Annotated in this window: 14 protein-coding genes; all 14 read left to right on the top strand. The window is 39.8% G+C overall.

The window, feature by feature from the left end:
• Positions 1 to 4 precede the first annotated feature (4 nt).
• The 14 genes from FTU77_RS10215 to rfbB all read left to right on the top strand — a co-directional run bounded on the left by FTU77_RS10215 (position 5) and on the right by rfbB (position 14,592).
• Complete coding sequence (locus FTU77_RS10215) at positions 5 to 1,177, top strand: oligosaccharide flippase family protein (RefSeq protein ID WP_180055724.1); 1,173 nt, start codon at positions 5 to 7, stop codon at positions 1,175 to 1,177.
• Positions 1,177 to 1,770, top strand: coding sequence for a DapH/DapD/GlmU-related protein (locus tag FTU77_RS10210; protein WP_180008022.1), 594 nt, complete (start codon positions 1,177 to 1,179; stop codon positions 1,768 to 1,770). The genes FTU77_RS10215 and FTU77_RS10210 overlap by 1 nt, the downstream gene beginning before the upstream one ends.
• 119 nt (positions 1,771 to 1,889) lie before the next feature.
• A complete protein-coding gene (locus tag FTU77_RS10205; protein ID WP_180055723.1) occupies positions 1,890 to 2,438 on the top strand; it encodes an acyltransferase in 549 nt (182 codons plus the stop codon).
• A gap of 33 nt (positions 2,439 to 2,471) precedes the next feature.
• Positions 2,472 to 3,590 (top strand): glycosyltransferase, encoded by a 1,119-nt coding sequence (locus FTU77_RS10200; RefSeq protein ID WP_180055722.1) that lies wholly within the window; start codon positions 2,472 to 2,474, stop codon positions 3,588 to 3,590.
• Positions 3,587 to 4,681, top strand: a complete 1,095-nt coding sequence (locus FTU77_RS10195; RefSeq protein ID WP_180049539.1) for a glycosyltransferase — start codon at positions 3,587 to 3,589, stop codon at positions 4,679 to 4,681. The genes FTU77_RS10200 and FTU77_RS10195 overlap by 4 nt, the downstream gene beginning before the upstream one ends.
• Positions 4,678 to 5,817, top strand: coding sequence for a glycosyltransferase family 4 protein (locus tag FTU77_RS10190; RefSeq protein WP_180055721.1), 1,140 nt, complete (start codon positions 4,678 to 4,680; stop codon positions 5,815 to 5,817). Before FTU77_RS10195 ends, FTU77_RS10190 begins: the two co-directional genes overlap by 4 nt.
• Positions 5,818 to 5,849: 32 nt before the next feature.
• Complete coding sequence (locus FTU77_RS10185) at positions 5,850 to 6,389, top strand: serine O-acetyltransferase (RefSeq protein WP_180055720.1); 540 nt, start codon at positions 5,850 to 5,852, stop codon at positions 6,387 to 6,389.
• A 154-nt stretch (positions 6,390 to 6,543) separates the two neighbouring features.
• The gene (locus tag FTU77_RS10180; RefSeq protein WP_180055719.1) at positions 6,544 to 7,146 is read left to right on the top strand and encodes a sugar transferase; all 603 of its coding nucleotides are present in this window, start codon (positions 6,544 to 6,546) and stop codon (positions 7,144 to 7,146) included.
• Positions 7,146 to 7,802 carry an acetyltransferase gene (locus FTU77_RS10175; protein WP_218947286.1) on the top strand — a complete coding sequence of 219 codons (657 nt, stop codon included), beginning with the start codon at positions 7,146 to 7,148 and terminating at the stop codon, positions 7,800 to 7,802. Before FTU77_RS10180 ends, FTU77_RS10175 begins: the two co-directional genes overlap by 1 nt.
• 35 nt (positions 7,803 to 7,837) lie before the next feature.
• Positions 7,838 to 9,007, top strand: a complete 1,170-nt coding sequence (locus tag FTU77_RS10170; protein WP_180055718.1) for a DegT/DnrJ/EryC1/StrS aminotransferase family protein — start codon at positions 7,838 to 7,840, stop codon at positions 9,005 to 9,007.
• Positions 9,008 to 9,068: 61 nt separating this feature from the next.
• A complete protein-coding gene (locus FTU77_RS10165) occupies positions 9,069 to 10,931 on the top strand; it encodes a nucleoside-diphosphate sugar epimerase/dehydratase (RefSeq protein ID WP_180055717.1) in 1,863 nt (620 codons plus the stop codon).
• Positions 10,932 to 11,043: 112 nt separating this feature from the next.
• Complete coding sequence (locus tag FTU77_RS10160) at positions 11,044 to 12,309, top strand: oligosaccharide flippase family protein (RefSeq protein ID WP_180055716.1); 1,266 nt, start codon at positions 11,044 to 11,046, stop codon at positions 12,307 to 12,309.
• Between the two features lie 11 nt (positions 12,310 to 12,320).
• Positions 12,321 to 13,487, top strand: a complete 1,167-nt coding sequence (locus tag FTU77_RS10155; RefSeq protein ID WP_180055715.1) for a nucleotide sugar dehydrogenase — start codon at positions 12,321 to 12,323, stop codon at positions 13,485 to 13,487.
• 28 nt (positions 13,488 to 13,515) lie between these two features.
• Positions 13,516 to 14,592, top strand: coding sequence for a dTDP-glucose 4,6-dehydratase (gene rfbB, locus FTU77_RS10150; RefSeq protein ID WP_180055714.1), 1,077 nt, complete (start codon positions 13,516 to 13,518; stop codon positions 14,590 to 14,592).
• Position 14,593: the final 1 nt, after the last annotated feature.

The raw sequence follows: 14,593 nt of genomic DNA, 5'->3' as shown, positions 1-14,593 counted from the left end.
ACAGATGATTGCGAAAATTTTCGCAAAGTATCAGTCGATTGGGCTGATTACCTTAAGTTTACTGGCAGGTGCGATAATGACATTTATCGCACTTCCTGTTTTAACACGCCTATATTCTGTTGCTGACTTTGGGGCTTACGGGATTGCATTGGCGATAGTCAGTGTTATATCGACGGTGGCGAATTTACGTCTTGATCAAGCTTTATTGGTTGCCGAAGAAGGTGATAAAAAAAGCCTGATCTTTGAAGGGGTAGTATTTTCAACTTTCATCGCGATTGTTAGCGGCATTGTTATTAGTTTTATTCTAAATATTGAAATGGCAACCGCAGTTGCCACAGGCGTGCTTGCCAATACCCTGATTCAAAGCTTATACAATTACAAATTTTCAGCACACAAAGAATATTTTTGTGCAGGTTTAAATATTTTTAGAAGTGCGATCGTCGTTGCAGTGCAACTGAGTTTGCCACTGTTCATGCAGATCAGTCTGGTCAATAGCTACAATGTCAGTTCGATCCTGATGATTGTGGCGATGTTGCTCTACCTATTGAAGTATCAGCTCTATCAAGTCAGTTGGCATGCGTTTAAAAATTATAAAGATTTCATTTACGCCAATACACCGCATGCCTTGCTGAATAGTTTTTCGCATAACTTGCCGTATTATGTGGTGTCGCATTTTGTCGGTGTGCAGGCGATGGGTTTCTATGCCATCGTTGAGCGGACTTTACGTGTCCCGATCAATCTAATTTCACAAACCCTGCGTCAATTTTTTATTCGCAAATTTAAAGATGTGGATTCAAACCAAAATGCGTTAAAAGCAAGTGTACTACTGAGTTTAGTTTCACTGCCGTTATTTGCTTCGGTCTTTGTATTGCCTGAATCTTTATATTTATGGGTTTTTGGCAGTGAATGGGTGGGTATTTCGAGCTATTTCCAAATTCTAGCTTTGGGCTATTGGGCGATTTTCTGTAATCCGCCAAGCTCAGCTTTTCTGATTGCTAAGCGCAATAGCCAAGTGCTGTTTAAGTTACAAATCGTAGAACTCATGATTAAGTTCGCTTTATTTGCAGGCTTCTATGCAGTCTTTGCTGATAAAGTATATATGTTGCTTGCGGTGCCTGTAGCACTGATCATTTATAACTTTGCCATTTTATATGTGGTGTGGAGAAACAAAAGCTGATGTTTTTTAAACTGTTAAAACTGATGAATTGGTTCACTGCACAATCCCGTCAGCAATTTTATAATGTGGCTTTTGGCTCCAAATTTCGTTATTTCGGCAAAGCCTGTACGGTCGATATTAGCGGACAAGTGAAGATTGGCAACAATGTTTATATTGGCGATCATGTCAGTTTAATTGTCGAGCAAGGTGCGAGCTTAGAAATCGCGGATAACAGTTTTATTGGTGAAAACTGCTATATCAAATGCTTTGGTGGCAAGGTGTCAATTGGTAAAGATGTCAGTATCAATTCTAAGTCCTATATCAATGGCTGTGGAGGTGTGAGCATTGGCGATAACACCCGTATTGGCACGCAAAGCATCATCATTGCCAGTAATCATAAATTTGGTGAACCTGACGTGTTGGTGAAAGACGCAATTACCAAACAAGGGGTCAGTTTGGGTGAAAATATTTGGCTTGGTGCACGGGTGACGGTACTTGATGGTGTGAAAATTCCAAGTGATTCGGTGATTGGCGCGTGTAGCCTCGTCTCGAAACCTTTGGATGAATCAGGTGTCTATGTCGGTAGTCCTGTTAAAAAAATCAAATCGCTCTGATCTTTTTTTTCATCCTGTATCGTGACTGCGGTTTCCATATCGTAAAGTAGATTTTCAGCGTAAAATAGCTGACTTATTTTCCTCCTTTTAAGTTGCCCCGCCTCATTCAGGTACTGTGTATGTCATTTATGGTTTCTGCTTTTCGACAGCTGTTTGATTTAGCTTATTTTATGGTAAAAGGCAGTGTGGCTTATGCACGTAAAAAAGGTGTGAAAGTTGGTGAAAACTGCCGAATCTATATTAAAAGTTGGGGCTCGGAACCGTTCTTGGTCAGTATTGGCGATCATGTGACGGTCACTTCAGGAGTGAAATTTATTACCCATGATGGCAGTACCTGTTTAGTCAAAGATGAGCAAGGGAAGCGCTATCAACGCTTTGCGCCGATTCAAGTCGGTTCTCATGTATTTATTGGGGTCAATACTATTGTAATGCCGGGTGTAAGCATTGGCTCCAACGTGGTGATTGGGGCAGGCTCGGTGGTGACCAAAGACATTCCTGATCACAGCGTGGCGATTGGCGTACCTGCCAAAGTGGTATCCAGTTTTGTCGACTATCAAGCCAAAATTCAAAGCACCTGTGCCAGTGATAGTGAGCTGGCAGGTATCACGGATTATCGTGAGCGTGTTGAGCGTGCCATGGCGATTCAAGCCTCAAAAAACCACTTTTAATATTTTCCCATTTCATAAAATTTAGGTCTGCATATGTTGAATAAAGTCATGTTCTTTTTGCCGAGCTTGGGCGGTGGCGGTGCAGAACGTACAGTCATTCAACTCGCCAACAGCTTTGCGGAACAAGGTCTAAATATTCATTTGGGCGTGTGTAATGTCACAGGTGATAAAGCTAAGCTGTTGCCTGAAGTCAGCCCGAAAATTCAATTGGTGAATTTTAATTGCGGTCGGGTGATAAATAGCATCACGCCTTTAAAAATAAAAATGAAAGCTGAGCAATACGACTGCTTGGTGGCAACGCAAACCCACACCAATATTGTGGCAGGTATTGCGAAAAGACTCGCAGGTGTTAAAACGCGATTAATCTTCCGTGAAGTATCTACGCCGTCCAAAAACTTAAAATTGCAAGGTCTTGCCAAATTTTTGCTGAAAACTTTGGTGAATTGGACTTATCCCATAGCACAGCAAGTGGTCTGTGTCTCGAAAGGCGTAGAAACAGATTTTCGTGAATACTACAGCTATAAGAAAAATAACCTGAGCACCATTTATAACCCTGTATTGGACGATGCCTATTTTGAAAAGCTCAAAGCACCAGTCACACACAAATTTTTAAATGGTGACCATAAAGTGATTTTGGCAGTGGGGCGTCTCACTGAAGCAAAGAACTTTGGTTTTCTGATCCGCTCCTTTAAAGCCTTGCATGATCAGCATCCTGAAACCCGATTATTGATTTTAGGTGAGGGCGAACTGCGTGCAGAGTTTGAGGCTTTAGTTGCTGAATTGGGTTTAAAAGACGTGGTGGATTTGCCGGGCTTTGATGCCAATCCATACGCTTATTTTAAATATGCATCGCTATTTGTTTTAAGCTCGAATTGGGAAGGCTTGCCGGGTGTACTTATTCAAGCCTTAGCCTCTAAAGTGAAAGTGGTGAGTACCAACTGTCCAAGTGGACCAATGGAAATTCTAGAAAACTCTAAGTTTGGTTTATTGGTTGAATGTAATGATCAAGCAGGTTTAACCCATGCGATGCAGCAAGCGATATTTGCAGATTATGTGCGATATCAAGAAGCTGATTTTGAAGCGCATATTCAGAAATTCCACAAGGCAACGGTATTGAAGCAGTACTTAAACATGATGGAGTCTGCAACATGAGCAAACCGTTGATGGTACATGTGATCACCAACTTTGCAGGCGTGGGGGGTGCCGAAATGATGTTGGCACGCTTAATTCAGCAAACTGAGCATGACTATCAGCACGTGATCATTGCACTGATGAAAACTTCCAAGGTGTATCAAAGTACTTTAGAACGTTGTCAGTCGCATTATGCGCTCGGTTGGAATGGTTTAAATACGCTGAGTACGGTGAGTCAGCTGCGCGCATTACTCAAAAAGCTACAGCCCGCAACGGTGCAATGCTGGATGTACCATGCCAATGCATTGACCAGTCTCAGTGTTATTGGTTTAGCGAAAAAACCAAAGGTCGTATGGGGTATTCATCATTCTCTTGCTTCTCCTAAAGATGAATCAATCAGCACCAAGATTGCCTTGGGCATAAGCAAAATACTGTCACAGCAACCTAGTGCTATTATTTATTGTGCGCATTCGTCTATGCAGCAGCATCAGGCCTTCGGCTTTAAAAATGGCAATAGCCAAGTGATTGCCAATGGCGTGTTTCTTGATAAATTTCAGCCTAATCCCCAATTGCATGAACCAACCGTGATTGGTTTTGCAGGGCGTTATCACACGGCCAAAGGCTACCCCTATTTGTTTGAAACGATGGGCTTACTCAAGGATCAACACATCATCTTTAAAATTGCAGGTAGCGGCGCGAGTTTAGAGAATCCTGAAGTAAAGGCTTTATTCGATCAATATCAATTGGATAGTCAAAAAGTCCATTTATTGGATCAAATCTCAGATATGCCTGCTTTTTATCAATCGATTGATGCATTCCTCATGACTTCAATTACCGAAGGTTTTCCGAATGTGTTGGTCGAAGCCATGGCATCAGGTTTGCCTTGTATCAGCACCGATGTAGGTGATGCGCAATATATTGTGCAAGAGCTTGGCGAAATTGTACCGCCGCGTAATTCGGCTGCATTGACGCAAGCAATTTTAAATTATGTGCAGCAAAGCAATGATGAAAAATTGCAGTTGAAACAAGCCGTGCGTGAGCGCGTAGAAGCACATTTCAGTATTGAGAAAGTGAGTCAGCAATATATGCAAGTTTGGGAGCAAAGCCGTTGAAATTTCTGATGATCAGCAGTTTTTTGCCTTCTGTTTTAAATTTCCGAGGGAAACTGTTGGAAGCTATTCATGCACAAGGCTACGAAATTCATATTATGGCGCCTGAATTCGCATCATTCCCTGAAGAACAGCAAAAACTGCAAGCCCTTGGCTATCATCTGCATGAAATTCCCATGCAGCGCACAGGCACCAATCCGCTGTCGGATTTAAAACTGTTAAAACATCTCTATCAGAAGATCCGTCAAATTCAGCCTGAGTATGTGCTGTCTTATACTATTAAACCTGTGATTTATGGCACGCTGGCTGGATGGCTTGCGAAAGTACCGCATCGTTTTGCTTTAATTACAGGTCTGGGCTATGCCTTTCAAAATGTGGAATCTGGCAAGCGTAGTCTGTTTCAAAAGCTGGTGCATGGCTTATATGCACAAGCGCTCAAACGTAGCGATAAAGTCTTTTTTCAAAACCCAGATGATTTAAAGCTGTTCCAAGAGATGCACTTACTGGATGTTAGTAAACCGACTGTAGTGGTGAATGGCTCAGGGGTGAATGTGCAAGACTTTGATGTTATGCCTTTACCCAAAAATGAACAAGGGCAGGTCAAAGTCTCATTCTTACTCATTGCACGCCTTTTAGGTGATAAAGGCGTACGTGAATATGCTGAATCGGCGCGCATCATCAAAGCACAATATCCTGAATCGGAATTTCATTTGGTCGGTTGGATTGATGACAATCCATCTGCCATTTCGCAAGTAGAACTCGATACGTGGATTGCCGATGGTCGCCTCAAATATTGGGGGAAACTCAGTGATGTCAGACCGGCTATTGCCCAAAGTTCAGTATATGTATTGCCATCCTACCGTGAAGGCACGCCACGTACGGTATTAGAGGCGATGGCTATGGGACGGGCTATTATTACCACCGATGCACCAGGTTGTCGTGAAACGGTATCGCACGGTGTGAATGGTTATTTGGTCGGAGTGAAGTCTGTAGATGATTTGGTGCAATGCATGCAATACTTTATTGAAGATCCAAAACTGATTGAGTATATGGGACAGCGTTCGCGAGAAATTGCGCTGAATAAATATGATGTGCATCAAGTGAATAAGCACATGATGGCTGAAATGGATATTCATTAAAGGCGATTTACCCAATTTAAGAGGCGATCCAGATGACCTTAAAATATATAAAAAGTGATTTATACCGTTATACCGGCCATGTCAGTTTTAAAACATTTTTAAAAACTTATTTTTTCAATCGTGGTTTTAATTTTTCATTTTGGCTGCGTTTGGCCAGTGCAAAATCTTTTTGGGCAAAGTTGGCTTATCCCATTTATTATTATAAAAAAAAGCAGTACGGCATAGATATTCATACCACAACTCAAATTGGATATGGTCTGTTTATTGGTCATGGCGGGCCGCTGGTTGTTAACCCTACGACTGTGCTTGGCAATAATGTAAATTTATCGCAATTTACAACGATTGGTGCCAATGGCGGCCGTCAAGCAGCAGAAATTGGTGACAATGTTTATATTGGGCCGAATGTTTGCATCATTGAGCATGTCAAAATTGGCAATAATGCCACTATCGGTGCGGGCAGCGTTGTGACGAAAGACATTCCTGAAAATGCAACTGCGGTAGGAAACTACGCGAAAGTGATCAGCATGAATAACCCGGGTCATGCAGTCAATCGTCGTTGGACCGATCTCTAAGCGGCTATATGGTTTGGCAGCTTTTAGAATGGGGAATACTTGAGTCCCTTTGATCGTTGAAATATTTTACAAATCTGATGGCGTCGAACAGGGTATAATCATTGCTAGAAATGGATACCATTTCCCCATCTTCATCTAATCTTAAGAGTGAACCATGTTAAAGCGCTTATTGGATATTGTTATTGCATCATCTGCGCTGGTGCTGCTGTCTCCTGTTTATGCTTTGGTGGCTTATAAGGTGAAAAAGAATTTAGGTTCGCCTGTCTTATTCCGTCAGGTACGTCCGGGTCTGCATGGCAAGCCTTTTGAAATGGTGAAGTTTCGGACCATGAAAGATGCGCTCGATGTGGAAGGTAATCCTTTACCTGACAGTGAGCGTCTGACTGCATTCGGAAAAATGCTCCGTGCCACCAGTTTGGATGAAATGCCTGAACTGTGGAATGTGATTAAAGGCGATATGAGTATTGTCGGACCACGACCACTGTTGATGGAATATTTACCGCTCTATAATCGTGAGCAAGCCAAGCGTCATAACGTGCGTCCGGGCATCACAGGACATGCTCAAGTGAATGGTCGCAATGCCATTTCATGGGAAAAGAAATTCGAGCTTGATACATGGTATGTTGAAAATCAATCTCTATGGCTCGACTTTAAAATCATGCTGAAAACCATAAAAAAAGTCATTGCAAAGGATGATATCAGTGCTGAAGGTGAAGCGACCATGACCAAATTTACCGGCACACCGGAACAAAAATAATGACAACACTTTATGCAATTTATGGCGCTTCAGGTTGTGGGCGTAGCCTGATGCCTGTCGCGCGTCAGCAATTGGCACGTAAAGGTGATGCGTCTGAAATTATCTTTATCGATGATGCGTTAACAGACACTGTTTTGGTCAATGGTCATCGTGCCATGAATTACCAAGCGTTTCTAAATGAATCTGCTTCTGAAAAATATGTGCAAATTGCGATTGCCAATAGTCGTGTGCGTGAAAAAATTGCGCAGCTTTTAGAATCGGATGGCATTCTGCTTTGGTCGATCACTGCGGACAATGTGGTTTTAATGGATCAAATAGAACTCGCTGAATGTTCTGCTTTGAGTCCCTTTGTCAGCATTGGCTCAAATGTCAAAATAGGCAAGTGTTTTCATGCCAATTTATACAGTTATGTCGAGCATGATTGTGTGATTGGGGATTTCGTTACTTTCGCACCAGGCGTAAAATGCAACGGCAATATTCATATACACGCGCACGCCTATATTGGCGCGGGTGCGATGATTAAGCAGGGCACACCTGATCAGCCTTTAGTGATTGGTGCAGGTGCCATTGTCGGGATGGGCGCCGTGGTCACCAAAAGTGTACCCCCAGGCGTCACTGTGGTGGGTAATCCTGCCCGAATTGTGACTTCAAAATAGATTTGTAAACTCGATTTTTAGACTGGGAAAATTCCATGTTAAACAGTGCATTTGAACCTTGGCCAAGCTTTACTCAAGCAGAAGCCGATGCGGTATCAAAAGTCCTTTTATCTAATAAGGTGAATTATTGGACCGGTCAAGAATGCCGTGAATTTGAAAAGGAATTTGCACAGTTTGCAGGAACTCAGCATGCAGTTGCCGTGGCCAATGGTACAGTCGCACTCGATTTAGCACTCAAAGCTTTAGGTATTGGTGCAGGCGATGATGTGATTGTTACCTCACGTACTTTTTTAGCTTCGGCAAGCTCGATTGTGACGGCAGGCGCCAATCCTATTTTTGCCGATGTGGAGCTGGCTTCCCAGAATATTTCTCGATGTACCATTGAAGCAGTGATTACGCAGAATACCAAAGCGATTATTTGTGTACATTTGGCAGGTTGGATGTGTGATATGGATCCGATCATGCAGTTGGCTGAGGAAAAAGGCATCTTCGTGATTGAAGATTGTGCTCAAGCGCATGGTGCAATGTACAAAGGCAAATCAGCAGGTTCCATCGGTCATATAGGCGCATGGTCTTTCTGCCAAGACAAAATTATGACCACGGGCGGTGAAGGCGGTATGGTCACGACCAATGACGAAAATCTTTGGAAAAAAATGTGGTCGTATAAAGATCACGGCAAAAACTTTGATAGCGTGTATCACACGCAACATCCGCCGGGATTCCGCTGGCTGCATGACTCATTTGGCACCAACTGGCGCATGATGGAAATGCAGGCGGTGATTGGCCGTTTACAGCTCAAACAAATGCCCGAATGGACTGCAAAACGTAACGCCAATATGGCACGTACCCAAGCGGCGTTTGAAAATAGTCCGTATTTTACTGTAGCTAAACCCTCTAGCGACTATGTACATGCCGCATATAAATGTTATGTGCAAGTCAATGTCGATGCATTACCCAACGGCTGGTCGCGTGATCGAATCATGGCTGAAATCAATGCATTGAATGTGCCTTGTTTTAGCGGTTCGTGTTCAGAAGTGTATTTAGAAAAAGCATTTGATGGTACGCCTTGGCGTCCTGCACAGTCTTTGCCGCAAGCTAAACAGCTCGGTACAACAAGTTTAATGTTCCTTGTACACCCAACATTGTCTGAGCACAGCCTGCAAAAAACCGTGGATGCGATCCAAGCGGTGATCGCAAAAATCTAAACCTGAAAAGCGCGTATAATATGCCCTCTCATTCGCTTTATTGACCCCATTTGAGCATCTTGTGAAAGACTTTATCCGTTCTATAGCATCATTACCGCGTCGCCAAAAACAAATCGTTTTGGTGCTGATGGATATCTGTGTTTTACCGTTAATGATGTGGCTGGCTTATGCCATTCGTTTGGCGCGTCCGAATGTACAGGTCATGCAAGGCTTAGACGCTTGGTATATCTATGTCGGTATTTTTGGCATTGCTATTTTTGCTTTGCTCGGTATATACCGTGCAATTGTGCGTTCATTTAATGAAGATTATTTGCTGCGGATTTTAATCGGGACATTTATTCAAATCGTGGCCTTGTACACGATTAAAAAATTGAATGTTGCATTTATTCCAATGAGTATTCCACTGATGTATGGCTTTATGCTGTTTTCATACATGTGGTGGAGCCGTGCTGTCATTCGCTACGCTACTCTTAAAACTTTTGCCAAAAAACAAAGCCGTAAACGCGTGGCAATTTATGGTGCAGGGCTGGCAGGTCAGCAAATTGCTGCAGCTTTAAACCGTTCAGATGATTATTTGCCGGTGTGTTTTATTGACGATAAACGCTCCTTACAAGGGCAGTCATTAAGCGGTTTAAAAATTTATTCACCCAAAAAAGCGCAAGCAAAACTTGGAAAATTTGGCATTGAAGAAGTATTACTTGCCATGCCTTCCGTTGGTCGTGCACGGAAAAAAGAGATTATTGAGTCTTTTGATTCGGCAGATGTCAAAATCATGGAACTACCAGGGGTAACCCAACTGGTCGATGGTCAAGTCCAAGTTTCAGATATTCGTGAAGTGGATATTATCGACCTATTGGGACGTGATCCTGTACCGCCGAAACCTGAACTGTTAGAAAAAAATATTAAAAATAAAGTGGTCATGGTGACAGGAGCAGGGGGGTCGATCGGCTCTGAGTTATGTCGTCAGATTGTGAAGCATCAGCCGAAATTGCTGGTGCTGTTTGAAATGTCTGAATTTGCTTTGTATTCAATTGATCGTGAATTGCAGACATCCAATGTACAAGTTGTACCAGTATTGGGTTCTGTCACCAATCAGCAAAAATTAGAACGTATTATTCAAGAGTACAAAGTGCAAACAGTTTATCATGCCGCAGCTTATAAACATGTACCACTTGTTGAAGCAAACCCATTTGAAGGTATTTATAATACCTCCATTGGTACACAGCGTAGTGTAGATGCAGCGGTAAACCAAAATGTTGAAACTTTTGTTTTAATTTCAACAGATAAAGCGGTACGTCCAACCAATGTGATGGGCGCGTCTAAACGCATGGCAGAATTGTATTGTCAGGGCCTAGCGTCGACGAATCCAAAAACGCAAATTAGTATTGTGCGCTTTGGTAATGTACTCGGTTCGTCAGGTTCTGTCGTCCCTTTGTTTAAAAAGCAGATTGCTCAAGGCGGGCCTGTTACAGTAACGCACCCAGAAGTCACGCGTTATTTTATGACGATTCCTGAAGCAGCTCAGCTCGTGATTCAGGCTGGTGCGATGGGGACTGGCGGTGATGTATTTTTATTGGATATGGGCGAGCCAGTTAAAATAGTAGATTTAGCTAAACAAATGATTCGTTTGAGTGGTTTTCGAGCAATCGATGAAAATGGTATAGGTGATATTGAGATACAATTTACAGGTCTACGTCCGGGTGAAAAGCTATATGAAGAGTTGTTAATTGATGCTGAAAATGTTGAAAAAACGGATCATGAGCGGATATTAAAGTCTTTTGAGGAGTTTTATGAATATAATAAAGTATTTATTATATTTAATAATTTGGATGAGATCGTTAAAATTGAAAATAAGATTAAGTTGTTGTATTTTTTTAAAAAACATGTAGAAGGATATATAAATAAAACTACAAATATTTTTTAAAAGTAAAGACAATATTGGTCTGATTAACTATACTAATGCGAAATTATTTTTGTGAATGTTCAAAGGAAACTAAAAAATTATGATTGTTTGTATCTTGGAGTAGGATTTTGCGATGCAAATATTTTCTAATAAGATTTTTTCTAACTCTTTGTGGATGATGCTTGAAAAAGTTATTTCAATTTTTGGATTAATTTTTGTGACATCCTATGTGGCAAAATATATTGGTCCTGAAAACTTTGGAAAAATTGTGTTGGCGGCTACACTTTTTAACTTTGTTCAAACATTAACTTGGTTTGGTAACCAAGAAATTCTATTTAAACGGGTAAGTAAAAATAAAAAAATGGGTTTAAATTATTTGTTTAACACTCAGAAATTAAGAATTTTATTATTTTTTCTTTTTAGTACACCTATTTTAGTCGGTCTTGCATGTTTTACAGATCGATTAACTTTAATTTACGGAATTGCAACAGCATCGGCAACATTTTTTCTAACACAAGATATTTATACAATTTATAATAACGCAGTTTTACAATCTTATATTAATGCAATTACCAATATGATTGGGTTAAGTGTTGCACTAGCTGTCAGATATTTGATTATTTATTTAGAATTAGATTACGCATATTTAGCAATACCAATTCTACTTGTAACGTTTTTTCCATATGTTTTAAAAAAGTGGATTTATAACAAAAATGAACAGCCATTACTAAATAAACCTAAAAAATATTGGAAATATTATATTTTTGCAGGTGGTTCTTTGGTTGTCTCAACATTAGCAATTAGTTTTTATACCCAAATTACTAGCTTAATGCTTGCAAAATTAACTACCTTGAAAGAACTTGGAATTTATGCAGTGGCGGTGACTTTGGGTACAGCATGGTCTTTTGTAAATATTTCTGTAATCACTTCAGTGTTAAGTAAGATTTATCAAATAAAAGATGACCAAATGTCTTACGCTTTAATTGCAAAATTAAATGGAATTGTGATTGCAATTTCCTTAAGTGCAATGACAGCTTTATTTTTTCTAGTAAATACCATAATTCAATGGTTATATGGTAGTGCCTATTTGGAGGCTCAATATTTAGTACTAATCTTGGCACTTTCAACAATGTGTAGTGGGTTGGGCACAGTTTCTGCTCGTTTGATGATTAAACAAGAGAGCTATCATTATATTTCAAAGAAAATGGCTCTAGTAGCCCTTTCTGCTTTACCTATTAGTTATGTAATGATCAAATGCTATGGCTTGCAAGGTGCTGCATATAGTGTGCTATTAATTGAGTTTTTATCGCTCACTCTATTTAATTACTTTTATAAAAATGGATTAATTTTTAAGATTCATTTTTATCCGTTTTTCAAGAAATCATTTCAATCTAATTAATTGGAAAAAAAATGTTAAAAATTACAGTCGTTGGAACAGGTTATGTAGGTTTGTCGAATGCTATGATGTTTGCAAATCAGCATCATGTGGTTGCATTAGATATTGACCAACACCGAGTTGAACTGCTGAAAAACAAAGTTTCTCCGATTCAAGATGAGTATATTGAAAAATACTTGAAAAAGGTAACTCATTTTGAAGCGACTGTTGATCAAGAAGTTGCTTATCATAATTCTGATTTCATTATTATTGCTACACCAACAAATTATGATGAAAAAACCAATTACTTTGATACTTCATCGATTGAAGCAGTAATCAATAAATTAGCTCAAGTAGAAACTCATTCAACAATTATTATCAAGTCTACTATTCCTGTAGGTTTCACAAAGAATATTCGTGAGCAATACCCAAACTTGAAAATCATTTTTTCTCCTGAGTTTTTAAGGGAAGGTAAAGCTCTATACGATAATTTGTATCCGTCACGTATTGTGATCGGTGATCGTTCTGAGATTGGGCAGAAAGTAGGTGAGCTATTCAAAAAAGCTGCTTTAAAAGCTGATGTTGATGTTTTATTAATGGATTCAACCGAAGCAGAAGCAGTAAAACTTTTCTCTAATACTTATTTAGCGATGCGCGTAGCGTATTTTAATGAATTGGATACTTACTGTGAATCCCGTGATTTGAACAGTAAAGATATTATTCAAGCAGTAGGTTTAGATCCACGTATTGGAACACACTATAACAACCCATCGTTTGGCTATGGTGGTTATTGTCTGCCAAAAGATACTAAACAGTTGTTAGCTAATTATCAGGCTGTACCACAAAATTTGATTGGGGCGATTATTCAATCCAATACTACGCGTAAAGATTTTATTGCTGAAAAAATTCTGCAATTGAAGCCTAAAGTAGTAGGCATTTATCGTTTAGTAATGAAACAAGGTTCTGATAATTTTAGAGAATCTGCAATTCAAGCTATTATGAAGAGAATTAAAGCCAAAGGGATTGAAGTTATTGTGTATGAACCGAATTTGAGTGAAGAGCATTTCTTTAATTCTGAAGTAGTTAATGATTTAAAAGTTTTTAAGCAAAAATCAGATGTCATAGTCGCTAATCGCTTTGTTCGAGAATTAAGTGATGTCCGTGATAAAGTTTACACACGTGATCTGTTTGGCGAAAACTAATTATATTATAAATTTATTGGGATAGATGATGAGAATATTAATCACAGGTGGTGCAGGATTTATTGGTTCTGCTGTTGTACGACATATTATTCAAAACACAAATAATCATGTCTTAAACGTTGATAAACTAACCTATGCTGGTAATTTAGAGTCGTTATCAAGTATCCAAAATAATGAACGTTATATATTTTCACAAACAGATATTTGTGATCGTAGTGCTCTAGATGACTTGTTTTTAAGCTTTCAACCAGATGCTGTTATGCATTTGGCTGCTGAGTCACATGTAGATCGTTCAATTTCTGGGCCAGCTACTTTTATTGAAACCAATATCATTGGTACCTATCAGCTATTAGAAGCAACTCGTCAATATTGGAATACCCTTTCTCAAGAGAAAAAACAAGCATTCCGTTTTCATCATATTTCAACTGATGAAGTTTACGGTGATTTAGAGGGAACAGAAGATTTATTTCTTGAAACTACGCCATATGCACCAAGCTCTCCGTATTCTGCCAGTAAAGCCAGTTCAGATCATTTAGTTCGAGCTTGGCATCGCACATATGGTTTGCCTATAGTGGTAACAAACTGTTCAAATAATTATGGGCCTTATCATTTTCCTGAAAAGCTGATTCCATTGATTATTCAAAATGCTTTGGCGGGTAAACCACTACCTGTTTATGGGAATGGTCATCAAATTCGAGATTGGTTGTATGTAGAAGACCATGCTCGTGCTTTATATAAGGTTGTTACTGAGGCAGCTGTAGGTGAAACCTATAATATTGGTGGCCATAACGAACAAAAGAATATTGATGTCGTAAAAGCCATTTGTGAATTACTCGAAGAGTTAGCCCCAAATAAACCTGTGGGTATAGAACATTATCAAGATTTGATTACTTATGTAACAGATCGTCCAGGGCATGATTTACGTTATGCTATTGATGCTAGTAAAATTCAAAAAGACTTAGGTTGGGTACCTCAAGAAAGCTTTGAAACAGGACTGCGTAAAACGGTTGAATGGTATCTGAATAATCAGGAGTGGGTTGAGCACATTCAGAGTGGTGAATATCAAAACTGGATTCAACAGCAATATCAAACTGAAAAGGCTTAAT

Origin of the sequence: Acinetobacter sp. YH12142 (genome assembly GCF_013418435.1) — a bacterium.
Lineage (GTDB): Bacteria > Pseudomonadota > Gammaproteobacteria > Pseudomonadales > Moraxellaceae > Acinetobacter > Acinetobacter amyesii.
Note: the sequence above shows the minus strand (reverse complement) of the source record. Positions and strands in the feature narration are given on the sequence as shown.